Origin of the sequence: Halobacillus sp. GSS1, from assembly GCF_017307035.1 — a bacterium.
In the GTDB taxonomy this organism is placed as follows: Bacteria; Bacillota; Bacilli; order Bacillales; family Halobacillaceae; genus Halobacillus; species Halobacillus litoralis.
Genome location: NZ_JAFLHE010000017.1, coordinates 15,863 through 40,933, shown reverse-complemented (window position 1 = coordinate 40,933; position 25,071 = coordinate 15,863). Strand labels below are relative to the sequence as shown.

The 25,071-nt window shown below is 44.6% G+C and carries 24 protein-coding genes and 2 tRNA genes; 2 read left to right on the top strand and 24 right to left on the bottom strand.

The features are described from left to right. Window positions 1-9: 9 nt before the first annotated feature. The 5 genes from hpt to spoIIE all read right to left on the bottom strand — a co-directional run bounded on the left by hpt (window position 10) and on the right by spoIIE (window position 6,252). Window positions 10-549, bottom strand: a complete 540-nt coding sequence (gene hpt / locus J0K78_RS18410; protein ID WP_206948377.1) for a hypoxanthine phosphoribosyltransferase — start codon at window positions 547-549, stop codon at window positions 10-12. An 11-nt stretch (window positions 550-560) separates the two neighbouring features. Next, the gene (gene tilS, locus J0K78_RS18405) at window positions 561-1,955 is read right to left on the bottom strand and encodes a tRNA lysidine(34) synthetase TilS (RefSeq protein WP_206948376.1); all 1,395 of its coding nucleotides are present in this window, start codon (window positions 1,953-1,955) and stop codon (window positions 561-563) included. A gap of 147 nt (window positions 1,956-2,102) precedes the next feature. Further along, window positions 2,103-3,023: a protein kinase domain-containing protein gene (locus J0K78_RS18400; RefSeq protein ID WP_206948375.1), complete on the bottom strand. Its 921-nt coding sequence runs from the start codon at window positions 3,021-3,023 to the stop codon at window positions 2,103-2,105. Next, a complete protein-coding gene (locus J0K78_RS18395; protein ID WP_206948374.1) occupies window positions 3,004-3,741 on the bottom strand; it encodes a vWA domain-containing protein in 738 nt (245 codons plus the stop codon). The genes J0K78_RS18400 and J0K78_RS18395 overlap by 20 nt, the downstream gene beginning before the upstream one ends. A 63-nt stretch (window positions 3,742-3,804) precedes the next feature. Further along, a complete protein-coding gene (spoIIE, locus tag J0K78_RS18390) occupies window positions 3,805-6,252 on the bottom strand; it encodes a stage II sporulation protein E (protein ID WP_206948373.1) in 2,448 nt (815 codons plus the stop codon). A gap of 277 nt (window positions 6,253-6,529) precedes the next feature. Between spoIIE and J0K78_RS18385 the strand changes: the two genes are divergently transcribed. Both J0K78_RS18385 and J0K78_RS18380 read left to right on the top strand, forming a co-directional pair. Beyond that, window positions 6,530-6,606: transfer RNA gene (locus tag J0K78_RS18385), tRNA-Met, on the top strand. A 20-nt stretch (window positions 6,607-6,626) separates the two neighbouring features. After that, a tRNA-Glu gene (locus J0K78_RS18380) sits at window positions 6,627-6,698 on the top strand. A gap of 722 nt (window positions 6,699-7,420) precedes the next feature. Here J0K78_RS18380 and J0K78_RS18375 read toward each other — a convergent pair. The 19 genes from J0K78_RS18375 to veg form a co-directional block, all read right to left on the bottom strand. After that, complete coding sequence (locus tag J0K78_RS18375) at window positions 7,421-7,807, bottom strand: S1 domain-containing RNA-binding protein (RefSeq protein ID WP_089654586.1); 387 nt, start codon at window positions 7,805-7,807, stop codon at window positions 7,421-7,423. Between the two features lie 79 nt (window positions 7,808-7,886). Then, a complete protein-coding gene (locus J0K78_RS18370) occupies window positions 7,887-8,270 on the bottom strand; it encodes an FtsB family cell division protein (protein ID WP_160916790.1) in 384 nt (127 codons plus the stop codon). A gap of 15 nt (window positions 8,271-8,285) precedes the next feature. Beyond that, window positions 8,286-8,873: a spore cortex biosynthesis protein YabQ gene (gene yabQ, locus J0K78_RS18365; protein ID WP_206948372.1), complete on the bottom strand. Its 588-nt coding sequence runs from the start codon at window positions 8,871-8,873 to the stop codon at window positions 8,286-8,288. After that, window positions 8,870-9,175: a sporulation protein YabP gene (gene yabP, locus J0K78_RS18360; RefSeq protein WP_160916794.1), complete on the bottom strand. Its 306-nt coding sequence runs from the start codon at window positions 9,173-9,175 to the stop codon at window positions 8,870-8,872. The genes yabQ and yabP overlap by 4 nt, the downstream gene beginning before the upstream one ends. Before the next feature lie 215 nt (window positions 9,176-9,390). Continuing rightward, window positions 9,391-9,654, bottom strand: coding sequence for an RNA-binding S4 domain-containing protein (locus tag J0K78_RS18355; protein ID WP_089654590.1), 264 nt, complete (start codon window positions 9,652-9,654; stop codon window positions 9,391-9,393). A gap of 3 nt (window positions 9,655-9,657) precedes the next feature. Beyond that, a complete protein-coding gene (yabN, locus tag J0K78_RS18350) occupies window positions 9,658-11,124 on the bottom strand; it encodes a bifunctional methyltransferase/pyrophosphohydrolase YabN (RefSeq protein WP_206948371.1) in 1,467 nt (488 codons plus the stop codon). After that, the gene (locus J0K78_RS18345; RefSeq protein ID WP_206948370.1) at window positions 11,121-12,707 is read right to left on the bottom strand and encodes a putative polysaccharide biosynthesis protein; all 1,587 of its coding nucleotides are present in this window, start codon (window positions 12,705-12,707) and stop codon (window positions 11,121-11,123) included. Before J0K78_RS18345 ends, yabN begins: the two co-directional genes overlap by 4 nt. Window positions 12,708-12,800: 93 nt before the next feature. Next, window positions 12,801-13,337 (bottom strand): stage V sporulation protein T, encoded by a 537-nt coding sequence (gene spoVT, locus J0K78_RS18340; protein WP_089654593.1) that lies wholly within the window; start codon window positions 13,335-13,337, stop codon window positions 12,801-12,803. A gap of 458 nt (window positions 13,338-13,795) precedes the next feature. After that, a complete protein-coding gene (gene mfd / locus J0K78_RS18335) occupies window positions 13,796-17,332 on the bottom strand; it encodes a transcription-repair coupling factor (protein WP_206948369.1) in 3,537 nt (1,178 codons plus the stop codon). Between the two features lie 49 nt (window positions 17,333-17,381). Continuing rightward, window positions 17,382-17,612: an anti-sigma-F factor Fin gene (gene fin, locus J0K78_RS18330; RefSeq protein WP_160916801.1), complete on the bottom strand. Its 231-nt coding sequence runs from the start codon at window positions 17,610-17,612 to the stop codon at window positions 17,382-17,384. 76 nt (window positions 17,613-17,688) lie between these two features. After that, on the bottom strand, window positions 17,689-18,252 hold the full coding sequence (pth, locus tag J0K78_RS18325) for an aminoacyl-tRNA hydrolase (RefSeq protein WP_206948368.1): 564 nt from the start codon (window positions 18,250-18,252) through the stop codon (window positions 17,689-17,691). Between the two features lie 305 nt (window positions 18,253-18,557). Continuing rightward, the gene (locus J0K78_RS18320) at window positions 18,558-19,211 is read right to left on the bottom strand and encodes a 50S ribosomal protein L25/general stress protein Ctc (RefSeq protein ID WP_206948367.1); all 654 of its coding nucleotides are present in this window, start codon (window positions 19,209-19,211) and stop codon (window positions 18,558-18,560) included. Between the two features lie 79 nt (window positions 19,212-19,290). Beyond that, complete coding sequence (locus J0K78_RS18315) at window positions 19,291-20,244, bottom strand: ribose-phosphate diphosphokinase (RefSeq protein WP_146818732.1); 954 nt, start codon at window positions 20,242-20,244, stop codon at window positions 19,291-19,293. A gap of 15 nt (window positions 20,245-20,259) precedes the next feature. After that, window positions 20,260-21,639, bottom strand: a complete 1,380-nt coding sequence (gene glmU / locus J0K78_RS18310; RefSeq protein ID WP_206948366.1) for a bifunctional UDP-N-acetylglucosamine diphosphorylase/glucosamine-1-phosphate N-acetyltransferase GlmU — start codon at window positions 21,637-21,639, stop codon at window positions 20,260-20,262. A gap of 157 nt (window positions 21,640-21,796) precedes the next feature. Further along, window positions 21,797-22,096 carry a septation regulator SpoVG gene (gene spoVG / locus J0K78_RS18305; RefSeq protein WP_075038302.1) on the bottom strand — a complete coding sequence of 100 codons (300 nt, stop codon included), beginning with the start codon at window positions 22,094-22,096 and terminating at the stop codon, window positions 21,797-21,799. A gap of 169 nt (window positions 22,097-22,265) precedes the next feature. Then, on the bottom strand, window positions 22,266-23,084 hold the full coding sequence (gene purR, locus J0K78_RS18300; protein ID WP_206948365.1) for a pur operon repressor: 819 nt from the start codon (window positions 23,082-23,084) through the stop codon (window positions 22,266-22,268). A gap of 53 nt (window positions 23,085-23,137) precedes the next feature. After that, window positions 23,138-24,010 carry a 4-(cytidine 5'-diphospho)-2-C-methyl-D-erythritol kinase gene (ispE, locus tag J0K78_RS18295; RefSeq protein WP_206948364.1) on the bottom strand — a complete coding sequence of 291 codons (873 nt, stop codon included), beginning with the start codon at window positions 24,008-24,010 and terminating at the stop codon, window positions 23,138-23,140. A gap of 114 nt (window positions 24,011-24,124) precedes the next feature. After that, on the bottom strand, window positions 24,125-24,304 hold the full coding sequence (locus J0K78_RS18290) for a small, acid-soluble spore protein, alpha/beta type (protein ID WP_160916812.1): 180 nt from the start codon (window positions 24,302-24,304) through the stop codon (window positions 24,125-24,127). 169 nt (window positions 24,305-24,473) lie between these two features. Further along, window positions 24,474-24,734 carry a biofilm formation stimulator Veg gene (gene veg, locus J0K78_RS18285; protein ID WP_035511778.1) on the bottom strand — a complete coding sequence of 87 codons (261 nt, stop codon included), beginning with the start codon at window positions 24,732-24,734 and terminating at the stop codon, window positions 24,474-24,476. Between the last annotated feature and the right edge of the window lie 337 nt (window positions 24,735-25,071).

The following is a 25,071-nucleotide window of genomic DNA, read 5'->3' as shown; positions in this document are numbered from 1 at the left end:
GGTTGATTTTCAGCCTCCATAAACCTCAGGCTTCAAGACCCCGACGTACGGAAGATTGCGATACTTTTCTTCATAGTCCAGACCATACCCGACAACAAATTCATCAGGAACTTCGAACCCGACCGTATCTGCTTTAATATCCGCGCTTCGTCCCGTCGGTTTATCAAGCAGGGTGACGATTTTAATCGACTTCGCTTTACGATATTTGAACAAGTCGACAAGATAGGCAAGTGTTCGACCACTGTCGATAATATCTTCAATGATCAAAATGTCCCGACCCTCAACCTTCGTATCAAGGTCTTTAACAATCTTGACTTCTCCTGAAGATTCCATACCTCCGTGATAGCTGGAAACATCCATGAAATCCATTTCCAAATGAGTTTCCATGCGTTTCAGCAAATCAGTCATGAAAGGAAGGGCGCCTTTCAGTACCCCGATCGCCAAAGGAAAACGATCTTCATATTCTTTCGAAAGTCCCGCTCCCAGCTCTTTGCACTTTGCCTGAATTTCTTCTTCAGAAATCAAGACCTTTTCAATTTCGTTATGCATGATTGCTCCTCCTACGTGTCTGCTTTGTTTTTATAATGTAACCGAAGCCATGGACCTGATGAAAGGCTGGTACGCTCCCCGCCTTTTTTTAAACCGACGACCCAAAGAATCTTTCCTGCTTGATCTGTAACAATCGGCCAGGTAGGGCGCAGACGGGCCGGGATCTTTTGGTCGATAAAAATATCTTTTACTTTTTTCGAGCCGTTCATCCCTCTCAGATGCATTCGATCTCCCTCCTGCCTTGTGCGAACGACAAGGGGGAGTTTTACGTGATGCGAATCACATAGATACGTATAGGCATCTTCGGTACCGTCGCCACTGAACCAATCCGCCCTGATTTCAGATTCATCAGGTAGTTGGAGATCCTCTCCTATTTCGAGAATGTAGGAGTACCCTTTCCATTCCTGTTCTCCAGGAAAAGAAAAGGTGATCTCATCATAAGCACGGATGATTTTCAACCCTTCCGGAAAATCCAGGGAAGCATTCGGTTTTTCATCATTTAAAAGGTTCATGAACATTTCTTCATGCAAGTAAGAAATGTCTTCGTTTTGGTTCACATACAGATAGTTCAATATTAGATGAAAGGCTGTCCTTTGTAAAGCAAGCGGGAATGTTTTGAAAGTTTGTTTTGATAATTGTACGAATTTCTCAACATTTGAAGAAAAATGGACAGTTTCCAAGACTCTTTGGGCCTGCTCATTTATGTATGACCTTTCTTCTCTCGCTCTCTCACTCCATACCTGCATATGCTTATGAAATTGCGGATTGCTGCCTTTCATAAAAGGCAAAAGATGCTGCCTGATCGCATTCCGTGTGTATTCGGTATCCTCATTGGATGGATCCATCCTCGCCTTTAAAGCATGATCTTGCAGGTATGAGGCGATTTGATTTTTAGAGACCATAAGGAATGGACGAATAATCTTTCCACAAGCAAAACGTCTTGTGGCAGGCATCCCCTGAACCGCTTCCGGGCTTGCACTACGCATAAGCTGCATTAAAATTGTTTCTGCCTGGTCGTCACCATGATGCCCCATAACAAGAGCATCCGCTTCATAGGCATACATCATCTCTTCAAAAAAAGCATACCTCAACTCCCTGGCCGCTTCCTGTGTGCCTGTTCCCTTATCTTTCTTATACGAAAGAACATCCACAGAAGTTCCGACAAATTCGACTCCCCATTCTTCGCACATGTTTTCAACAAAACGAAGATCTGCTTGAGATTCCTCTCCTCTTAATTGATGATCGACAGAAAGGGCGATCAAACGAAGGGACAGCTTGTCTTTCATCGTACACAGAAAATGCAAAAGTGCGACAGAATCCGGCCCACCGGAGACAGCGACCAACAGCGTCTGTTGCGGCTGGATCATTTGGTGTTTCGAGATAAAGGTATGAACAGCATGATCCATCAGGTGTTTTCCCCCTGTCTCTGTCTGTATATCTCTACCTATCGTATCACTATTCGTAAGTACATCAAAAGATAAGCATCCATTTCCCCATTATTTTTGTAAAGGAAACGATCCCTTCTCTGTGATCCCCCTCATAAGGAGGACGGATTAGAAAAAGAAACTCACAATCGATACCACGAAAAACACGCCGGAACCCACCGTTAACGTAGCTAGTTCACCATTCTCGATCCTTTTGTTATGCACCCGCCTCTGACGGGACGAATCAGGGGGGCTTTTGCGTTTCATCAGCACTCCGGAAAGGTGGTCTTTCATTTGTGTCGCATTTCGTATATTTCCTTTCCAACATTGTTGAATCACCCGTTTATAGGGTTTCAGGACAGACGATGAAGCCAGCTTATTTTCCAATGTTTTTTGAGGATGATTCCCTTTTTCAAACCTCTTCGGGTGACCCATTTCCAACATGATCATCGTGACGGCAAATAAATCATACGTCGGCTCTGCTTTACGGGAGCCCATGTTCCAATAGCCGCGATCATAAAATTCCGTGTATTCTTTAATGGCACGCCCTGTAGCCGTTACTCCACCCACATCGATCCAGCGGACTTTTGAACCGGATACCAACAAGTTATCCGTCTTCAAGTCACCAAATACAAACCCCGCGTTGTGAAGGTTCTCAAGGTCCGTGAGTAATTGGATAGCCAGAATAGCAATCCAGTCCTTCGTCTTTCCTTTCACAAATTCTGTCACAGGTTTTCCTTCTACATATTCCATGACATAAAAAGGGTATGTGCGGCCTGACCGATCCACCCAATCGTCAACATCAACAAAAGAAGGCCCAAGTTTCACCCCTTGGACCTTACTGAATTTTTTGAGCATATTCACTTCCAACATCATCCGGGAACTATCTTCCCCAAGTTTGAGGGCATACGTATCCCCTTGATGGGAACGGCATAAAAAAACAGTTCCGCAGGCTCCAGCACCTACTTTTTTGATGATGGTATAAGTACGACCGCTCCATTTACCGGTTACTCGACCTCCAGGGGGTAAGTCAAAAACCTGTTTCTTCATATGGATCTTCCTCATTTCTCAACCGCTCATCGAGAGGTTTCCCTGCAAACGCATAAAGCGCCTCTTTCAAAGCAGGGCCCGTCGGCGTGTATCCTCCACTATTCAACTTGGAGAAGATCCCATGTATTTCTCCCAATTCCGGTGTCCACCCCACCATTTTCGTAATGGTTTTTTTCGGATCCGGGAATGCAAAGACACTGAATTGGTTTGAACCTGATCGCGCATTCAAGCTAAGAGACAAATCGAAAAGAGCATCCTTCACGGTCGGCAGCTTATGGTGCATGCTTGCACTTGTATCCACCAGCACAAGGACTTCAAGATCGCAGTTCTCTCCGAGTTCATCTATTACTTCTACCACTTCTCCCCGCTGCTCCGGGGGAAGTTCTTCAATGGTTTGTTTTTTGCCGAGAATCTCTTGTAATTCTTTATTAACGACCCCTTGAATCGTTTGGGTCATGGCTTGTCTCGTCACCATTTGCACGGTTTGGGACAAACTTTTCTGATATACAATTTGACTGACGCCTCCACCTGCTTCGGCAATCGCTTCTACTTCTTCAAGCCCTTGTGGCCTGCCACTTTGCCGGTCGTCAAGAACGCCAATCACATTGACCGTTATCCCCTGATTCCTCGCGAGCGCTGCGACGACGACAGGGTCTTCTCCATGGTTCGAGCATCCATCCGTCAATAAAAGAATCTGCTTTAATCGGCCTGGTTTCATGTGCATATCCCTCCTGATTCGTTGCTTCCATCATCGCCGAAAAGGAGGAATTCTATACTTTACTCAGGCCTCTTTTTTCACCGAAGGAATCGATGTCCACTCCGGCAAATAACGATCAATCCGCGCTACGATAATCGTCATATCATCTACGATCGAGCCAGATTGTGTACGTATCACCTCTTCTAGTAAAAGATCAGCCATTGCTTGCGGATCTTCATCGGATATTTCCCTGATTTTACGTTTGAGCCACATGTCCACATTTCCGATTTGCTTTGGCCCGTCGAGAATACCGTCACTCATCATAATCAGAAAATCTCCTGCTTTTAATTGTTCACTCCTCATATCCACGTCGACATCCGGGATGATTCCCATCGGCAGGTTTCCGGCCTCGACGGTGAAAATTTTATCTCCTCGTTTTATATAGCTCGGCGTGCTGCCGACCTTAATGAACTTGGACGTCGCCTGGTGCAGGTCAATCACCGCTAAGTCCAACGTTGAAAAAATTTCATCATTTGTCCGTAAAGACAATATGGAATTGATCGACTGAATGGCTACAGATTCCTGGATACCTGATTGTAGAATCTGTTTCAACAGTCTCAGTGTTTCCATACTTTCCTCATGAGCACGTTCCCCGTTACCCATTCCATCACTGATTGCTAATGCATATTTCCCCCTTCCAAGCTCCATCATTGTAAAGCTGTCCCCTGAAACGAACCCTCCCCCCTTAGCGGCATGCGCCACTCCTGATTCAATCGAATAATGTTTCGCTGATCCAAATGATAAATAACACCTTCCGTTTGGATATGGAGAGATTTCTTCCATCGTGACAACAATGGTTTCTCCCAGAATATCCGAAAGGACAGGTGCAATAATTTTCGCTCCTTCCCCTCTATAATTATCAATCTCTACAATTAATTCGAGATCCATGTTTCCTGCATCCAAGGAATAGATTTCTAATTTTTGAATGACCATCCCCATCCGTTCAAGCGCATGGTAGATCACCTGTTCTTTATGTTCATGGTGCTCCCGCTCTTTTACAATTTCTTTTGCAAAATTATTCATAACATCAGAGACGCCCTGAAGCTGTTCAGCTACAAACTTACGGCTTTCATGCACCTGGCGCTTCAATTCTTTATTCGCATGATAAAAAGATAGCTCATGATTCATCGTGTCAATCAACTTTTGCGGTTTCACACAATGCTGATCGACATTCTTTCGCATGACACGGCTCGGCTCTCCTCTTTCATCCAACTCATGCATAAGATCGGTCATTAAGTTATGGGTGTCGTCGAATTGATTGACCCAACATTTTTCTTTCTTAAAACATGATTGGCAGGTTTTTTCCGTGACATGACTTAAAAAATAGTCCACTTCCTCAGCTTCTCCGCTATCCTCCTTCGGTGACTCTAAATGAGTAAAACTTTTCGATAAAGCCTGAAAAACGTCCGAAAACTTCCCGACCCTGACAGCCGTGACGTCTCGCACTTTTTGTAAGTATTTTTGCTGTTCCGAATGATGTTCATCCGTCCCCGGAACGTACCTGGATAATTGCTTGACCCAGGAATTTGGAGTCAACATAAATAAAGCCACTGCCCAGGCCGAAGCCCACAACGAAGATGGAAGATCAGCCCCACTGCTCACGTAGAAACCGATCAGTAAAGTACCGACAATGAGACCAGCGCTCACCCCGGCTTTTTTCCCTTCTTTTAGCAACCCCCCTAATAAGCCTGAAAAAGCGAGCAGGCTCATTTGATAAATGTGATCCATATTGGATAAGCTTAAAACCAGACCGGTTACCACACCGACGGTTGATCCAATTGCCGCCCCGGCAATATAAGCCATCAAAATAACTAAATAGCGAGCAAAAATATCGACGACGGCAACGCCCTGTACCTGCCAGCCGATCATTCCAGTTAATACAGAAGCTAATAATATGATTAAACAAACAATCTCTTCATTTGTTAATGACGGTTGATATCTTTGTGGTGTTAAAAGCGGGATGCTTTGCATAAAGATGAGTACAAGGATAAAAGCCAGTACTCCTTCTGCCACCATCAAAGTAAGTTCGTAGAGCTGCCAACGATCCAGTAAAGCGAGACTCACTGTTCTCGGAATCAAGCTTGCCATCAGCGCAATCATCGGCAGCCATTTCTGGGGGTGACTTGTTTTGCGCAATGCCAGACTTAAGAGCAAAAAAGTCATCGACGCCCCTGCAATAAAACCCGCGTGACCGTAGCTGTATGTAGAAGCCCCGGCGGCCATCATGATTGTGACGGGTATGACAAGCGGACGCTTTAGCCACCAGATCACCGCTAAAAAAGCTACGCCAAAAGGGGCCATGGACGAAAGAATGATAGCCCGTCCTAATAATAAAGCCAGCACCATGTGGAAGACTCCTTTGTTCGCCATAAAAGAAAACGTACCGAATGAAGCCTTTTGTAACCCTTTCACGATCCCGGATCCCCGGACGGCTGATTGACGACTTTCTCGTTTTGATACAGTACCTAACATTTTCATCACTCCTTCTTTGTGAAACCTATTAAACCACACCCAGAACAAGCATTTTGTCAAAACAACAGGAGAGCAGAAACAAAAACTTCGATGGTTTTCACAGGAAGAAAGGTCGTTTCTACAAAATCTCCCCACCACCACCCCTCTCCTTTCCAAAAATCTTCCTCATTCCCTAGCGAAATAGACAGAGTTATCTGATATTTTTATTTCTTGTTGACAGTTTATTTATCATGGTGTAATATATTTTTTGTGCTTCCGAGAGAGCATTCAACTAAATGGCGGTGTAGCTCAGCTGGCTAGAGCGTACGGTTCATACCCGTGAGGTCGGGGGTTCGATCCCCTCCGCCGCTACCAATATTTTTAAGATACATATTGGCCCGTTGGTCAAGTGGTTAAGACACCGCCCTTTCACGGCGGTAACACGGGTTCGAATCCCGTACGGGTCATCAGAAACATTCTTGTCCTAAAAAAGTCGCGTCTCTATATAGAGACGCGACTTTTTTCTTTATTTATTCTTATTAAACAATATGGCAGGTTTCTTGAAGACTCAGTTTCGAGACTTTCCGGGGTTCGTTGCCAGGGTTGAGCGTTAGGGGTGGTTGGGAAGCTACTCGCTTTCCTGTGGGGGAGTGCCGAGCTTCCTCGGGCTTAGCCCTGCGGGATCTCGCCGATCTCCTTTCTCCCACGGGAGTCTCGCAGCTTCCCAACCACCCCATTCGATAAAAGGGATAACGAGCCCCTTTGCCAAGTTGGAAGGTCTCCCTCTATCCCGATTGTTGTAGGTGTGAAACGCTCTGTGTCAAGCTTTTAGGGTTCAATCACCCCGGCATGGGAGTTTCATCCTTATACTCCCATCAAACTGAAAAGCTGAAGATTGGAAAGAGGTTTCGAGATACAAAGGGGCGGAGGGGAATGGCGAGACTCCTGCGGGAAAAAAGTGCTTGGTGAGACCCCACAGGACGCAGTCCGAGGAGGCTCACCGCGCTCCCGCGGAAAGCGAGCTATTCCCCTCCGCCCCTATCTACCCAACAAAAGTCTCGAAACTGAGTCTTAAAGAATAGGGAGCTTTAGTGGAGGAAATGAAGGCATACAAAAAAGCAGATCCGTTATGGATCTGCTTTTTATTTATGAAGACGTGCACCTTTTACTCATTGTCCTAGACAGCAAGCTATCCTCTTTTAGCACCTCGACCTCCACGTTTGGATTCCGTGTGCTTCTTCAGTGATGCTAGTCGCTCGTCACTATCCTTGATAAAACGGTTCATTTTCTGTTCGAATGATTCAGCCGGCTTACGAGGTTTCTGTGGGCGACGACCGTAGTTCTCTTTTGCTTTCTTAATGGAAAGACCAATCTTCCCATCATCTCCGACATTAATGACTTTCACATCCACCTGGTCTCCCTGGCTTAAATGCTCATTAATATCTTTTACGTAGTTATCGGCAACTTCACTAATGTGAACTAGCCCCGTCTTACCATCTGGAAGCTCGACGAACGCTCCGAAATTAGTGATACCCGTTACCTTACCCTGCAGCTTGCTGCCTACTTCAATTGACATAAAAAAAATGCTCCTCCTTAAGTTTTCGATAAAAAAAATTATCCTTCTTATATATTATATATAAGCTTTGAAAAGAGTGTCAATATGACGGGTCCTCATTAGGCATTTTAAATATAATTTCTCCTTCTTTTGAGAAGAAATAGTTCGTCCGCGCAATCTGCAGCACATACTCTTCATCTTTAAGAAGTTCAATTTCCTGCTCTAAACCTTTTTCCTCTTTTTTCAAAGCGGTCATCTCTTGCTGCAACTGGTCGTATTTCTCCTGCTTATCTGCATACAAGGACTGTTGTTTCATAGAATAAAACACCATGGAGCCAGCAACGATCGACACTAACAGGGCAAACATTACGAGACGGCGGACTAATCGCTTTTTCTTACGTTGGTGTCTGTCCATATAGGCATCGTAGTGCTTCATGTATGTAGAATCCATACGTGCCACAGACTCCGTTTGTCTCTTTGCCATGAAAGTAGGCCTCCTTTACTTCTTGATTCGTTTCATCCAATTGTTCATTGTATTCTTCATTTTATCCAGAAACCCTGCTAAATCCCTTAAGTATTTTTTCATGTTTTTCGGCAGAAGTCGCCAAATGATTCGAAAAATTAGCCGGATGGGATAAAATACGACAAGAAACAATATAATAGTACCCTTTAAAAGTATCTTATAAACGCCAAGAAGTAAAGAAATTATAAGGAAAATGATGGATTTCGAGGGGATAAAAATTAAATAATACACTGTCTTCTTCAAGAAGCGGAAAACAGCCATGCTGATTCGGATCCACATTTCAAGTGTTTTTAAGTAAAGGTTCTGAAACAATGCACGATACGCAGCAAATCCACAAACGATCGCCACGAAAACATACACCCTCAACTCTCCATAATTGGCGAGGTATAATAAATAAAAGAGGAAAGCGGCTTGAAAGAGCCAAAAGCTCAGCTGATAAATGATTTCAAGCCATCCCTTTTTTCTTTTTCCGAAAAAGCGTTCAAATGTATCCAATGATGCACCGACGAACATCCCTCCCCCGATCATGGCAACGATCGTAATGAACTGAGTGGTGAGGGTCATTTGAACAGCTTGCTAAACAGACCTTTAGCTTTCTCCCCTTGATGCTCGTCCAAGTAGGTCATTTCATACATTTTTCCTTTAATGGAGACGACTCCTGAATCCAGGTCGAGATTTTTCATTTGCAGGTTTTGACCGCGGATCACAAGATATCCCATCGATGTCTGCAGGAGGAATTCTTCACTATCGAAGCTATCCACCTCTTTTACCCCTGAGATTTCTATATTTCTTCTATTCCATACTTTCACATTATGCTCCACCGGTTGCTGACTGCGTATCCCTTGATTCTTTTCATAACCTTCCATCTCATCACAGCCCCCTTCTCTAGTACAAGCTATGAGAAAAAAGAGGAGATTAGAACTTTAGAATGGGGAAGCGCCTCGGGCAGCCCCGACTAAAAGCTTTCCGGTGACTGGCACCCTTATACACGCAGGCGGTGACTGGCACCAATGAGATCTATGAGAAAATAAGTTTATAAAAGCCAGAAAAGAACCACTGCCGTTTCCGGCAGTGGTTGTTGTCAGGATTGATTGACAGGCTCTTCTTTTTTAATCTCATAAAGAGTCGCCGCTTCATTTTTCGTGACATTCTCTTTTAATGATTTCACTTCAATCGTCAGTACTTTCTGTCCGAATTGAATCGTCAGTTCATCCCCGACCGCTACGTTACTTGCCGCTTTACTTTGGGCACCATTAATGCTGATACGCCCTTGGTCCGCTACTTCTTTCGCAAGTGTACGTCTTTTGATTAAACGGGAGATCTTCAAAAATTTATCCAAACGCATGTGTCATTCCGCTCCTTTATGTTTTTCTTTCGCTTTTACCCATAATTCCTCTAATGAATCTAAATCATAGTCTTTTAATTGGCGTCCTTCTGCACGAGCATCCTTTTCCATGGATGAAAGACGGGTTCTGAATTTACGGTTCGTCCGCTGCAAAGCATTTTCACTACTGATCTTGTAGTGCCTGGAAAGATTAGCAATGGCAAACAGCCAATCTCCGAATTCTTTTTCCATCTCTTCTCGGTCGCCGGAATCGCGTGCTTCCTTGAATTCCTGCCATTCTTCTTCAACTTTTTCAATGACAGGACCAACATTATCCCAATCAAATCCTACTTTAGCTGCTTTCTTCTGCAACTCTTCCGCTTGAAGAAGGGCCGGAAAACTCTCGGGCACGGAATCAAGGATAGAATCAGGCTGCTGCCCTTTTTCCTCTGCTTTAATTGCCTCCCAGTTAGTGACCACTTCATCGGATGAATCCACAGTGATTTCACCAAAAACATGAGGGTGTCTGCGAATCATTTTTTCCGTTATGGATACTATTACGTCGTCGATTGTAAAATATCCTTCATCTTCCCCGATTTGGCTGTGGAGCATGACTTGAAGCAGCACATCCCCAAGCTCTTCAACCATATGGTCATCATCCATGCGGTTAACGGCATCAATAAACTCATAGGCTTCTTCTATCATGTATTTCCTTAGTGATTCGTGCGTCTGTTTGCGATCCCATGGACAGCCTTCCGGACTTCTCAGAATCTTGATGACTTCTCTCAGGCGGAAAAATTGGTGATTGAGATCCCCTTTTTTAACAGGGGGGATATACACACTGGTTAAATTATTCACTTCGACGTGGCGGTCCAGCTCTTCAAGAAGAACCGTGGTAGTCTTTTCATGTTCACTTCCAGCGGCTGTCACTATGGTTACGGGGTAATCGGCCGGTAGATCTTCCAGCAATGTCAATTTGACTTCCGAAGCCACTAACGAATCATACACCTGACAGAGGATGATATGATTCAAAAACTGAAGCTCTTCTCGCTTCAAATCTGTAGCGTCTACAAACTGAAACCCCTCGATTGGATCGATTTCAAGCGCGGTGAACGTGGCATCAAGAAAACTTTGACCACCTTTGATATCGAGGAGGACTTCCCCTCTGTCTCTCGCTTGAATCAGTAATTGAACCGTCCGTTCAGCAAGCATAGGATGTCCAGGGACGACATAGGTTACGTCCTGTCCACGGGAAAAGGTAAGGAGACGGGAGGCGATTTCTGTGTACACATCTCCAAATTGATCATGGGATTCATAGACAGAATCAAAACTTTCAAATGTGATTCCTTCATTTTGCAGCGCTTGGATGACTGGGTGATCGAGGGTTCGTGCATAGAGATGGGATTGATTTTGGGTCAATTCACGGTAAACCCCGAGCGGAAGCTGCTCTAAATCCGCAGCCCCAAGTCCGATGATTGTTATGGTATTCATTGGTTCATTCCTTTCGGCGAAAGCTTCCATACGACCTTACGAAAAGGTATGACATCTAATTCTTCATTTGTGAAACTGCCCGTTCTGAGAAGAAGGACAGCATAAATCAAAGCACCAAATCCTGTAACAGACAATATGTACAGGAATAAAGACAACCTTGTATCTAAATTAAAAACAAGGAAGGCGAGCATTTTAGCCAGCCATAGTCCGAACATCATTCCTCCAAGAGAAATCAGGATCCCCTTCCAGGGGAGGGTGGTCCATTTTTCCCAAGGAACTTCATGTCTTAAGGTTACGACATTTCCGATTAAAACAAAAGCGACAGCCATCACCGAGGCGATTGCTGCTCCTTCTAAATCCCAAAAAGGAATAAAGAACCTGTTTCCAACCCATTTAATAATCAGCCCCCCTGCGATCATCATGGCTGTTTGTTTCATATAACCTAATCCCTGCAATATGGAAGAGAGGGTAATGGAAAGGGAACTGCCAAGGATGACGAGCATCAGGATTCTTAAAGCTCCCGTTCCATGATCATCCTGGAAAAAGGATTGATTGATAGCCGGAAATAAGAAGATCAGCCCAGCCGTCGCTCCAACACAAAGGAAGACGGTCATTTTCACGGCGCTCACCACCGACTTTTTCACTTTTGCAGGATTCTGCTTCAACCTTGATCTCGTGACAGAAGGAATCAGAGCGAGAGCGAGCGAAGATGCAAGCACCGTACCCAGTTGAATGAGCGGCTGCCCTCTATCGAACACCCCTTTCCACATACGCGCATCTTCAAGCGCTATCCCTGCTTTTAGGAGGTTCGGGACCAATGTCAATGCATCAACGAGCTGTAAAGATAAGAGCAACATGTAATTTAAGCAAATCAGGATGCCATGCAGAAAAATGGTCCGTTTATAGGAGACACGATGATCCCAGCTTCTCCATGTCCACATGTCCCCCTTTTTCACCAACCAATAAAAAAGAAACGAAAACGCAGCTCCTGCGCCTGCCATTGAACCTAGCGACGCCCCTATTCCTATGGTATAAACGTCCGTTCCCTTCATGATTAAAACAGCAGAACCAATGATGATTCCAACTCTGAAGACTTGTTCGATAATTTGTGATACCGCTGTAGGGCCCATATTATTCTGTCCTTGAAATGCACCTCGAACAACCGCTACAAAAGGAACTAGGAGAAAAACAGAAAACGCCGACTTTAAAGAAGTAGTTAATTTTTCATCTCCCATTACAGAAGCAATCCACGGAGACGATAGAAATCCAGCCATAAAAATCAACCCAGAGGCCGTCATCACCCACAAGAAAACAGGGATATAAAACGATGGAACAGACAGAGGCGATGATTGATCATCGATGTCGGAAACGATTTTCGAAATGGCTGCCGGAAAACCATACAGGGCAAGGATCAGAGCGATGCCGAGAATGGGATACACTTGTTGATAGACATAAAAGCCAAGATCTCCCGTTAAGTTCTGAAGGGGGACACGATACCCCGCACTTATGACCTTACTGATCAATCCGGCTAGTGTTAGAATGAATGCCCCTTGTAAAACAGAGCGTGAACGTAATTTGGTCATATTGGACCCTTTCTAATATATATGTATTCAGAACATTCATTATATCATAGGAAAAGGTCAGACCCCGTACCCGCTTGGATCTGACCTTACTTGCTACTCCATTTGTTTGGCTAAAAAACTAGCGGCTGTCTGTACAGCTTTACTGACCCCGTCTTCTAATGGAGAACCTTCTTTATTGAAGGCGACGACGCAGCCGATGGGATCTCCTTGCGCAATGATAGGATAAATAAGATATGATATCACATCTTCTTCCTGACCCCGAGTCAATTCAACCGGCTCCGGATGCTTCTCAAAAGACATTGTTCTCGAATCCATGACTTCTTCAATCTTAGATCCGATCGATCGGTTCATATAATCCTTTTTCGCACTTCCCGCCACCGCTATATACTCATCACGATCGCAAATCAACACAGGAGCTTCTAAAGACTCACTGAGCGCTTCTGCGTACTCTTTTGCAAAATCACCCAACTCGCTGATAGGTGAATATTTCTTAAGAATGACTTCACCTTCACGGTCTACAAAAATCTCCAAAGGATCACCTTCACGGATCCTCAGCGTACGGCGGATCTCTTTCGGGATAACAACACGTCCTAAATCATCAATACGGCGTACAATACCAGTTGCTTTCATTCTATATGCTGCCTCCTTTTCTGTGATGACTGCCTATCTATACCTGTTGAAGCGCAAGCAGAACAAGCGGGTGATTAAAGATAGTATGATACAGCAATAAAAACCTATACACCCTTTGGATGGATTTTTTCATAAAAAATGTAAACACCGGTTGTGGAGACGACCGTTAGACACGACAAGCATAAGCCAAGACACGCAGTGGAGCGTTCTTTCTCCACTGCGTGGATTGACTTATGTCTCGAGTGTCTGGGAGCCGGAACTGGACGAATAGGAATGTGGAGGTGCCCTGGGCAGCTTCGACAAGCATATGCGAAGCATCTTTTGTGAGGTGCTTTTCCTCACAAAGAAGATTTGCGTATGACCTCGAGAAGCTAGGCACCGGAACTGGATTTTACCGGGTGTAGAGGAAGCTTGAATAGATAAGAAAAACCTCATCCCTGTTAAGGGATGAGGTGCAATTAGGCGGTTGATACTTCTCTCATCATCTCCGGAAGCTTGCTGATAAATTCTTCGACAAGCTCATACCTTTTGAATTCTGTCTTACGGTCCCATGTAAAGGTTACCTTCAATTGGGAATCTTCTGTCCCTAGTTGAACCATACGCCCGTATTTATTTGCAAATTCGAACAGTTTTGTTCCATCGATCTGCTGACTTTGCTCAGCTTCCATCAACATTTCGATTTTCCTTTTCTTCTCTGTCACGCTCTCGATCCTTGAACGTTTTGCTTGCAGACGAATAGAAGAAACGCGGAACAAGTTATCCACCTCTTGCGGGTAATCGCCGAACCGGTCGATCAATTCATCACGCAAGTCATGGATATCCTCGAATGTTTCAATCGCCTGGAACAATTTGTACATATCGATTTTCTGCTTTTCATCAGCGATGTATTCATCGGGAATATAAGCATCCAGCATCATATCAAGCTCCGGTTGGAACGGCTGAATACTTTCCGGCTCTTTCCCTTGTCTCTTCGCTTCTATGGCGTCTTTTAGCATCTGGGAATACATATCGAATCCGACAGAATCGATATAACCGTGCTGCTGGGCTCCTAAAAGGTTCCCTGCTCCACGAATAGACAAATCACGCATAGCGATTTTGAACCCGGAACCGAGCTCGGTGAATTCTTTTATCGCCTGCAAACGTTTCTCGGCCACTTCTGTCAGCACTTTGTCCTTTTGATAAGTGAAATAAGCATAGGCCACCCGGTTCGACCTTCCGACACGTCCTCGCAATTGATAAAGCTGACTTAGTCCCATACGGTCCGCATCATAAACAATGAGGGTATTCACATTCGGAATATCGACACCGGTTTCAATAATCGTCGTACTGACAAGCACATCAAATTCCCCTTCAAGGAAGGAAAACATGACATTCTCAAGTTCGGTCTCATTCATCTGTCCATGGGCAGAAGTGACCCTCGCCTCAGGGACAAGCTCAGCAATTTGCTGAGCCATCCGTTCGATGTTTTCCACACGATTGAAGAGGAAAAATACCTGACCGCCCCGGGCCATTTCCCGTTCCACCGCTTCCCGGAGGAAAATCGGATTATATTCAAGCACATACGTCTGAATAGGGAAACGGTTGGCCGGAGGTGTTTCAATGACAGACAAATCTCTGACACCAAGCATGGACATGTGCAAGGTTCTCGGAATCGGAGTCGCCGTCAACGTCAACACATCGACATTGTTCTTCAACTGTTTGATTTTCTCTTTGTGTTTCACTCCAAAACGTTGCTCTTCATCGACGATTAACAGCCCTAAGTCCTTGAACTGCATATCTTTGGATAAAATTCGATGGGTTCCTACCACCACATCGACGAGACCCTTCCTCAGACGATCGGTCGTTTCTTTCTGCTGCTTTTTCGTACGGAAGCGGCTCATTAGTCCAATGTTAATCCCAAAGCCTTGGAAACGCTCTTGAAGGGTCTCATAGTGCTGCTGTGCAAGAATGGTTGTAGGCACGAGCAAGGCCACTTGTTTTCCATCGACAATCGCTTTAAAAGCTGCACGAATCGCGACTTCTGTTTTTCCATAACCCACATCTCCGCAAAGCAGCCGGTCCATCGGACGCACGCGTTCCATATCCGATTTGATTTCTTCAATACAACGGATTTGATCTTCCGTTTCTTCATAAGGGAAGGCTGCTTCAAAGTCTTTCTGCATTTCTCCATCTTCACTGAAAGCAAATCCTTTGGAGGCTTCGCGTTCGGCATAAAGCTGAATTAAATCATCAGCGATATCTTCGACTGAAGATTGGACCCGGCTCTTGACCTTTTTCCACTCACTGCCGCCAAGCTTATAAACTTTCGGTTCTTTCCCTTCCGACCCCACATATTTTTGGATCAGATCAATTTGGTCGATGGGCACATACAGCTTGTCATTTCCAGAGTAATTGACCATCAGAAAATCTTTATGGTTCCCAGCCATTTTTAACGTTTCAATCCCTAAATACTTTCCAATTCCGTGGCTGGCGTGGACAACATAATCGCCGACCTTCAATTCCTGATAGTTCTTAATCCGCTCGGCGTTCGACATTTTCTGTTTCCGTTTCGGTTTGGCGGTTCTTTTCTTGAACAGTTCATTTTCGGTCATGACTGCAAGCTTATGCATCGGCCATTCGAATCCATGACTGATATTGCCTGTGATAATCGTCGGTTTTACCAAAGGAAGCTGGACGTCCCCTTCTGCAATAACCGCTTCCATATCATAATCACGAAGCACACCTTCAATCTTGGACTTCCTATTTTCATCGGGGGCAAGGATTACGACAGAGAAATCCTGCTTTTCCCAGCGATCCATTTCAGTTTTCAACAAGTTCATCTGCCCATGGAATTGCTGCATCTGACGACTCGAGATATTCACGATATTCTGCGGTTGCGTATTGGGGATGTGCCTCATAAAAACAGACAGGTAAAGACGAGGATGCTCGATCTTCATCCAAGCATCCTGCCAATCGAAAGAAAGATGCAGCTCTCGTACGGTTTGGTTAGCTTCCAGCATACTATTGTGCCATTCCGCTTCTTCCTGGTCGAGACGGTTGGCCGTTTCCTGGATCCGGCTCATTTCATCCAGAATGACGAGGCCCGTTTCCGGCAGGTAGTCTAGTAGACTGACAGGTTCTTCATAGAAATATCCAATGTACTTATAAATTTCCTGGAAATGCTCTTTGGCCTTCAAAAGATCCAAATCATGCTCAACTACTTGAGCGAGTGTCTCTTTCGCATCCTGCTTGGTAAGTTTCTTCAGAGAATGGCTCAAGGCGTTCTCCAGACGATCATGGGCTCTGGCAAAATCTTCGTCCTTGAGCAACAGTTCCGTAGCCGGCCCAATTTGGACAGCCTCCAATTTGTCATGGGACCGTTGGGTTTCGGAATCAAACGTCCGAATCGAGTCCACTCCTGTATCAAACAACTCTATCCGATACGGAAACTCTGCGGTCAGGGGGTACACATCCATGATTCCCCCACGCAAAGAAAACTCCCCTGGTGTGGCCACCATCTCTGTACGGTCATACCCCATGTTCACTAAGCGTTCTAAGTACTTGTCGAGATTAATTTCTTCCCCAACACGAAAAGGGAGCTGACTTTGCTCCCAGTAAGATTTCGGTGGCATCATTCGTTTTAGTGCAGCCACAGGTGCAATTAAAATCCCTTTTTCCTGAGACAGCCACTGACTTAATGCGTCGATTCGCTGACTCCTTAGTTCAGGACTGGCAACGGCGATTTCTGATGCAATCAGTTCATTGACCGGATACAGGTGAACCTGTTCTGCATCGGTCAATTCTTGCATATCCTCATACAATTGTTGTGCTTGAATCAGTTGATGAGTCACGATGATGACTGGTCGTTCCAAGGACTCTTGAAGCATGGAAACCATTAGACTTCGTGAAGCCCCTGACAAACCGGCCACCATTTGTTCCTTCATCCCCGATTTAAAGCCTTCGACAACAGAATGAATGTCATCCTGCGGAAATAAATAATCCTTAATACCTTGCATAACGAATTCCTCCACCACCCAGATTTCCGATCCAAACAGAAATCAAGATTTACTGTATAAAAAAGTCAAGCTCATGGTAATGTGGATTGTCGTCTAATGATTCTTTGCACGAGTCACAAATGGTTCGAATGTTCATATCACCGCTCGCTGTCATATGAACCATCTGCTCCTGGTCCTGATCATTTAATATATCAAAGCCCAACTGGGACACATCCACATGTTTCGCATCTAATTCTCCGACCTGGTTTTCACAATGACGGCAAAAATAACGTATTTTCATTTCCATCCTCCTTGAAGGGTTGATGGTACATAGTTTTACCGTCATCCGAGACTGTTATACGAACTCGATGATCCCGTCACTTCACATTGAAATCATTCATCACTTCGTTAAACGGTCGCTCTATCCATGCTTCACAAGCTTTTACAGAATCATCAATGCTTTCTTTCACTGATATTTGTTCTTCTTTGGAGAAGCCACCTAACACATGATCGATCACGGTTTTTGAACCTTCCGGACGCCCTACACCGACACGCAGCCGTTTGAACTCTTTTGTTCCCAACTGATCGATGATATTGCGAATGCCATTGTGACCGCCATGGCCGCCTTTTTTCCGCAAACGAATTTTTCCTGGCGGCAGATCCAAATCATCATAAACCACCAGTACATCTTCGATATCAATATCATAGAAGTCCATCAAAGGCCGAAGGGCTTCCCCTGACAAATTCATATACGTTTGAGGTTTCAAAAGGATTACTTTCTCTCCGTTGAAACGCTCCATTGTGAATAAACCATTGAATTTTTTCTGACTCAAAGCCCACTGATTTCGGGAAGCCAATTCATCTATAATCATAAACCCGATATTGTGCCGGGTGTCTTCATACTTTTTTCCTGGATTTCCAAGTCCTACAATACACTTCATACATAACTTCCTTCTCTGTCTTTATACTATTGATTCATTATATCAAAAGGAAACGCGGAAAGATGTCAAAATGCGTTCCATCCTTACAAAAACTTGCGCCTAACCTGTCGTGTGTTTATACAATCCCCTTAACCCCGGTTCTTAAACCGGACAAAGATGGAAAATTGGATACACCAAGAGCATAAGCCCATCAACAGTTATAATACTGGTTTAAAACCATTGATTGACTTATGACTGCAGGAAAATAAAAGATGAACGATTAAAAAGGGCGCGCCTTCTTGGCCACGCCCTTCGTATGTTTCCAATTACTCTTCTTTTTCTTCAGAATCTTCTTCTGCTTCCTCTGATTTCTCATTAATGACTTCAGGTTCAGCATCAGTATCTGTTTCCGGCTCTTCTTCCGGCATTTCTTCCGGAGGAGTTACGGATACGATCGTCGTATTTTCATCTTCGGTAATCTCATAGTTTTTAGACTCTTTCAAGTCACCGACCATGATGCTGTCACCGATATTCAGTTCAGAAATGTCAACAACGATTTCCTCAGGGATATCGCGAGGCTTGGCACGAACCGCCAAATCGTAAAGTGGCTGCTGAACGACGCCGCCTTCTTTACTTCCTGCCGCTTCACCTTCTAAGTGTACAGGAACTTCGACATCCATTTCCTCAGACATGTTTACAATGTAGAAGTCTGCGTGGATTAATTCGTCTTTCAATGGATCGACTTGATATTCATGGAGCATGACATCCACGGTCTCTTTTCCTTCAATATCAAGAGAGATAATCGCGTTCTTACCTTCATCACGAACGGTTTTAAGTAACTCTATGCTGTTAACAGCAACCGTGATCGGTTCTTTATCCTTCCCGTATACGACACTAGGAATGTTTCCTTCCAAGCGAATTTCACGGGTTACAGATTGCTTGAGATTTTGTCTTTGATTTGCTTTTAGTGTAATAGCCAAATTAATCAACCTCCAGTAATTTACCAATCATTATTTCAGTTTCCCGTTAAAAACAAGAGTTAAACCTAATTACGCAAAATTAGTCAAATAAAATACTAATGGATTGACGTTCATGGACACGGACAATAGCTTCACTGATCAAGCCGGCTACCGAAAGCTCGGTGATTTTCTCGCTCGATTTTTCTTCGCCTAGTGGAATCGTGTTGGTAACCACAAGCTCTTTAATTTTCGAATTATCGATACGCTCGATCGCAGGTCCTGAAAGAACGGGATGCGTACAGCAAGCAAACACTTCTTTGGCACCGTTCTCGACAAGAGCGTTGGCCGCCAGTGTAATCGTACCTGCTGTATCAATAATGTCATCAATTAAAATGGCCGTCTTGCCTTCGATGTTACCGACGATGTTCATGACTTCCGCAACGTTCGGACGCGGACGACGCTTATCGATGATCGCAATAGGGGCTTTTAGACGATCCGCCATTTTACGGGCACGTGTAACGCCCCCATGGTCTGGAGATACGATGACAACATCCTCAAAATTCTTCTCCTCAAAATAGTCGGATAGAATCGGAACCCCGACCAGGTGATCAATTGGCAGGTTAAAGAATCCTTGGATTTGCGGCGCGTGCAGATCAAGCATTAAGACGCGGGAAGCTCCTGCCGTTTCAAGAAGATCAGCAATCAATTTAGCTGTAATCGGCTCACGGGCACGGGCTTTTCTGTCTTGTCTAGCATAACCGTAATAAGGCATGACAATATTGATGGATCTTGCTGACGCACGTTTTAGAGCATCGATCATAATCAGGAGTTCCATGATGTGCTGGTTGACGGGCTCACATGTAGATTGAACTACATACACATCACACCCACGGATACTTTCTTCAATATTGATTTGAATCTCTCCGTCACTAAAGCTCGTGACTGTACATTTACCTAGTTCGACTCCGATGTTATCAGCAATCTCTTTCGCTAACTCAGGATTTGAGTTGAGTGAGAATACTTTCAGTTTTGAATCCTTATATCCAGTTGCCATGGATGGAACCCTCCGTTAATCTTTTTTGATCGATTTCATTTTACTTGCATAGCCTTCTTTGTTCGTCTGGCGGGAACGGGCAATCGACAAAGCTTCGGACGGGACATCCTGGTTAATCGTGGAGCCCGCAGCTACATAAGCTCCTTTTCCTACGGTGACAGGAGCAATTAAGTTTGAATTGCATCCGATGAATGCATCATCTTCAATCGTCGTCAAATGCTTGTTCTCACCATCGTAGTTCACCGTAATGGTTCCACAACCGATGTTGACACCACTTCCAACCTCAGCATCCCCGATATAGCTTAGGTGAGAAGCTTTGCTTCCATCGCCGAAGGAAGCCTTTTTCACTTCCACAAAGTTTCCGACTTTCACATCGTCACCTAGAGAGGACTGCGGGCGGATGTGGGCAAAAGGTCCAATTTGGACACGGGAGCCGATCTTACTGTCGGCAGCGACACTCTGCTTAATAATCGTTGCACTGCCCACATAACAGTTTGTAATGGTAGAATGAGGGCCTATTACCGCATCGTCTTCAATGCTCGTTGCACCTTCAAGAACGCTTCCAGGATAGATGACGACATCTCTTCCTATGGTCACATCTGGACCAATATACGTTTGTTCAGGATCGACAAGCGAAACCCCGTTTCTCATATGTTGCTCGTTAATTCGTTGTTTCATTAGCTTTTCTGCTTTTGACAAGGCCACACGATCATTAACACCTAGAGATTCCGAAAACTCCGGTGTTTGGTAGGCACTGATGGTTTCCCCTTGACCCTTCAGGATTTCAACGACGTCCGGCAGGTAATATTCTCCTTGAACATTATCATTAGAGACGTTCTTAAGTGCATCAAACAGCATAGCATTATCAAAACAATACGTACCTGTATTGATTTCCTGAATCGCCTGTTCTTCATCAGACGCATCTTTTTGCTCCACGATTCGTTCAACCTGGCCATTTCCGCCACGGATGACGCGGCCGTACCCGTGTGGGTCTTCAGCATGCGCCGTAAGAACTGTAGCCTTCGCCCCTTCTGCATCATGATGATCCAGAAGTTTTTGAAGCGTCTCCCCTGTCAACAATGGCGTATCACCACAAACAACAACGGTCGTCCCTTCTTTGTCAGCCAGAATGTCATCCGCCTGTAAAACAGCGTGGCCTGTTCCCAACTGTTCCTCCTGAATGACATAATGACTATCTTCACCAAGCTGTTCCTGGACTTTTTCAGCACCAAAACCTACAACGGTGATCAATTCTTGCAAATCTAATGTATTCAATTGGTCGACAACGTGCTGAACCATCGGCTTTCCACATACAGGATGCAAAACCTTATAAAGTTTTGACTTCATACGTGTACCTTGGCCAGCGGCTAGAACGACAGCATATCGATTAGTCATGAACGTACCTCCATCCTAAATATCCACTTTGAATCATATCTCAATACAACATGTATTTCAACATTTAGAGGAGGAACACAAACGGAAATCCGACCAAGGTCTTCGACCAAAAAAAGAGTCTAACCTGGTTCGGTTAGACTCTTGTTGTGCGTAAGTATTAGGAAGCGCCGGCTTCTTCGAATTCCACCTCAGCTTCTTCCTCATCACCAGCACGGTGATAAGCTTCAAGTACAGCGTCCTGGATCTTTCCACGAGTACCTGAATTAATCGGGTGTGCAATGTCACGAAACTCCCCATCCGGAGTGCGTTTGCTCGGCATCGCCACGAACAGTCCATTGTTGCCATCAATCACCCGTATGTCATGGACAACAAACTCCTGGTCCAAGGTAATAGAAGCAATTGCTCGCATTCTTCCATCAGTATTCACGCGTCGCAGTCTTACGTCAGTTACTTCCATTAGATTCACCACCTTTTATACAAAAGAACTTATGTAAGACAAATTCCACAAAACGGGAAAAAATCCTGCTAATTTTTCTAAAAAATTTTTTGATTCTGTATATTTAGGTGTTCAACCATGAAGAAAGCCCTCATACAAAAGGATGAGGGCTCTTTCAACAAAGCATATTTTATATATTTTCTAACAGGTTCCCAGGTCGGACTTCAATGGAGGATTTGCGTTCATCCGCATTGATAATCTGCACAACAGATAAATAATCATCCACGACGCGGTCCTCTTCCTCATCTTCCGCCTCAGCAAGAACTCCGATTCCTGCTAATTCAGCATCAAATTCCATTAATAAATTCCGCATTCCATTAATGGTTCCGCCAGCTTTCATGAAATCATCAATGATACAGACCCTTGATCCTTGAGGAAGAGATCGCTTCGTTAGAACCATTGTTTGGATCTTCCTGGTCGAACCAGAAACGTAGTTAATGCTCACCGTTGATCCTTCAGAAATTTTCGGATCCCTTCTGGCAATCACTACGGGGACGTTCAAGTAGGAAGCGACAGCGTATGCGAGGGGAATCCCTTTTGTCGCAACCGTCATGACCACATCGATGTCTTTATCACGAAAAGCAGAAGCGAACAGCTTGCCAATGTTACGTGTCGTTTCCGGATCACCTAACAAGTCGCTCATAAATAAATAGCCACCCGGCAGGAGCCTCAAGGGATCCTCCAACTTTTCACATAGTTCTTCAACAAAACGATGGCTTTCTTCTTTTGAGAAAGCAGGGATATATTTCACTCCCCCAGCTGCTCCAGAAACTGTTTCTAAATAGCCGATCCCCTCATGTTGGAACATTTTGTTGATGATTCCTAAATCTTCACTAATGGATGATTTCGCAGCATCGTACTTTTCTGAGAAAAAAGGGAGGGATATAAGCTCACGTGGTCGATCGAGAATATAATGAGTCATGGCAACAAGTCTTTCGCTTCTTTTCATACAAAGACACCTCTAAATCCGAATGTTTTCATTAAATATAACAAATTCGTACGTTATTTATCAAGTGGTTCTTTGTATCCGAGCATACGAACCATAAAAACTTCCGTACAAAAGCCCTTAAGACTGTTATAAATTCTCTGGGCTCGCGCATCGTGTTCAACGAGCGAAAAAACGGTCGGACCACTTCCACTCATAAGCACGGCGTCAGCCCCTGCCTGTTTCATCTGCTCTTTAATTTGACCGACTTCTTCATGCATTTGTAGCGTCACACCCTCAAGTGTATTGCCGACGTTCTTACAAATGCCCGAGTAGTCTCCATCTTTCAGAGCATTCACCATGGCTTCGGTATCAGGGTGTTGAGCCGCGCTCAAATCAAGATTCTTATAAACGGACTGGGTCGATACTCCAAGCGTAGGTTTAGAAAGAACCACCCAACACGGAGGAGGGGCAGGAAGGTGTTGAATCTTTTCTCCCCGGCCGGTCGCAAGCGCCGTTCCTCCATGTACACAGAAAGACACATCCGAACCAATTTCCGATCCGAGTTCCGCCAATTCATCCATGCTCAAACCCAGCCCCCACATCCGGTTCACACCTCGAAGGACAGCTGCGGCATCACTGCTTCCTCCAGCAAGCCCGGCTGCTACAGGGATGTTCTTTTCAATAAAGATCTTAACTCCTTGAGTTACATGAAAACGATCTTTCAACAATTGTGCCGCACGGTAAGCTAAATTACGTTCATCATTCGGGACAAAACGGCTTTCCGATTCCACTTTGATTTCATCTTCAGAGAGGAGGGTCAATTCAATGCGATCGGCAAGATCGACAGTTGTCATGACCATCTCTACTTCATGAAACCCGTCCGCTCGTTTATGTAAAACATCAAGAGACAAATTAATTTTCGCAGGAGCTTTTTCAAGTATTTGCATGCAAGCACCTCATCTTCCATATGATTCTGAAAGCATTGTACCATATTTGTTGGGTTGGTGAGGGGCACGAGAAAGGAAAAAAGCCCCTGGAGCCTCAAGCGCCAGGGGAAAAGCTTACTGTTGGTTGTTCACCATTTGTTCTTCTGCCATTTGAATTGCTCGTTTTACCATATTGCCGGCATCACGCCCAGAAATGCCGCCCCATCCGTCTTTTTCTACCTTGTCGTAAAACCCAAGTTCTTTCGCGATTTCTTCTTTCAACGAGTTGGACATCATGCTGCGCTTACGTCCCATCGTCTTCAGCTCCTTTCGCTTTCACTAAAGCTACGACAAAGTTAGTATGTGCGAAACATGCAACGGACAAGCAAGGGAGTTGTATGTAAGGATGGTAATGATTCCTTCTTTATCTTTTTGAATGATATTCCGTTTTGCAGACAAAATAAAAAAGCAGCAAACGGTTGGTTCACTGCTCAAGTGCCATAGTCTGTAGGTCGTCGAAGTTCAATTCGACTGTCTCTGTAAGTACATCTGCATAGCTGTAAGATACACGTTCAAAAGCATTTTCTTCTTGATCCAGCTCTACAATGAAAACAGCAGGATATGTTTCTGCCAGTACACCGGATCGCTCGATTGTTTTACGACGTCCGCCGTTTGCTTTCAAAGTTAGGCGTTTACCAATTTGCCCTTCAAGGGATTGCTTGATTTCTACTAACGTTTTAGCCACTGCACTCCACCTCACTATAAATTAGTTTATCACAGACTTAGGACAAAGTCAAATAAAATTATTAATTATACCAACTGCGCATTCACAATGCAACAGAATGATATAAATAATCGGTCCTGGTTAGCTTATCCATTTCAAGGAAAAGTATGTAAGCTTTTTTCATTTCCTTAAAATCCGTACATATCCCTCTTCCGCTAACACTCTCTTTAGTTGAAGACTCAGTTTCGAGATGTTTCTGGGTTCGTTGCCTGGGTTGAGGTCAGGGGTGGCCGGGAAGCAACTCGCTTTCCTGTGGGGGAGCGCCGAGCTTCCTCGGACTGCGTCCTGCGGGATCTCG

Excerpts from the sequence above, each read along its gene's own strand:
- fin (WP_160916801.1), bottom strand. The coding sequence starts at position 17,612 with ATGAAAATACGTTATTTTTGCCGTCATTGTGAAAACCAGGTCGGAGAA.
- J0K78_RS18375 (WP_089654586.1), bottom strand. The coding sequence starts at position 7,807 with ATGTCAATTGAAGTAGGCAGCAAGCTGCAGGGTAAGGTAACGGGTATC.
- spoIIE (WP_206948373.1), bottom strand. The coding sequence starts at position 6,252 with ATGTTAGGTACTGTATCAAAACGAGAAAGTCGTCAATCAGCCGTCCGG.
- yabN (WP_206948371.1), bottom strand. The coding sequence starts at position 11,124 with ATGAATACCATAACAATCATCGGACTTGGGGCTGCGGATTTAGAGCAG.
- J0K78_RS18355 (WP_089654590.1), bottom strand. The coding sequence starts at position 9,654 with ATGCGTTTGGATAAATTTTTGAAGATCTCCCGTTTAATCAAAAGACGT.
- pth (WP_206948368.1), bottom strand. The coding sequence starts at position 18,252 with ATGAAGTGTATTGTAGGACTTGGAAATCCAGGAAAAAAGTATGAAGAC.
- yabQ (WP_206948372.1), bottom strand. The coding sequence starts at position 8,873 with ATGACCCTCACCACTCAGTTCATTACGATCGTTGCCATGATCGGGGGA.
- J0K78_RS18345 (WP_206948370.1), bottom strand. The coding sequence starts at position 12,707 with ATGACCAAATTACGTTCACGCTCTGTTTTACAAGGGGCATTCATTCTA.
- spoVG (WP_075038302.1), bottom strand. The coding sequence starts at position 22,096 with ATGGAAGTAACTGACGTAAGACTGCGACGCGTGAATACTGATGGAAGA.
- mfd (WP_206948369.1), bottom strand. The coding sequence starts at position 17,332 with ATGCAAGGTATTAAGGATTATTTATTTCCGCAGGATGACATTCATTCT.
- ispE (WP_206948364.1), bottom strand. The coding sequence starts at position 24,010 with ATGCAAATACTTGAAAAAGCTCCTGCGAAAATTAATTTGTCTCTTGAT.
- J0K78_RS18370 (WP_160916790.1), bottom strand. The coding sequence starts at position 8,270 with ATGGCAAAGAGACAAACGGAGTCTGTGGCACGTATGGATTCTACATAC.
- yabP (WP_160916794.1), bottom strand. The coding sequence starts at position 9,175 with ATGGAAGGTTATGAAAAGAATCAAGGGATACGCAGTCAGCAACCGGTG.
- hpt (WP_206948377.1), bottom strand. The coding sequence starts at position 549 with ATGCATAACGAAATTGAAAAGGTCTTGATTTCTGAAGAAGAAATTCAG.
- J0K78_RS18290 (WP_160916812.1), bottom strand. The coding sequence starts at position 24,304 with ATGGGACGTAAGCGCAGCATGATGTCCAACTCGTTGAAAGAAGAAATC.
- purR (WP_206948365.1), bottom strand. The coding sequence starts at position 23,084 with ATGAAAAGAAGCGAAAGACTTGTTGCCATGACTCATTATATTCTCGAT.
- tilS (WP_206948376.1), bottom strand. The coding sequence starts at position 1,955 with ATGGATCATGCTGTTCATACCTTTATCTCGAAACACCAAATGATCCAG.
- J0K78_RS18400 (WP_206948375.1), bottom strand. The coding sequence starts at position 3,023 with ATGAAGAAACAGGTTTTTGACTTACCCCCTGGAGGTCGAGTAACCGGT.
- glmU (WP_206948366.1), bottom strand. The coding sequence starts at position 21,639 with ATGACTAATCGATATGCTGTCGTTCTAGCCGCTGGCCAAGGTACACGT.
- spoVT (WP_089654593.1), bottom strand. The coding sequence starts at position 13,337 with ATGAAAGCAACTGGTATTGTACGCCGTATTGATGATTTAGGACGTGTT.
- J0K78_RS18395 (WP_206948374.1), bottom strand. The coding sequence starts at position 3,741 with ATGAAACCAGGCCGATTAAAGCAGATTCTTTTATTGACGGATGGATGC.
- J0K78_RS18315 (WP_146818732.1), bottom strand. The coding sequence starts at position 20,244 with ATGGCAACTGGATATAAGGATTCAAAACTGAAAGTATTCTCACTCAAC.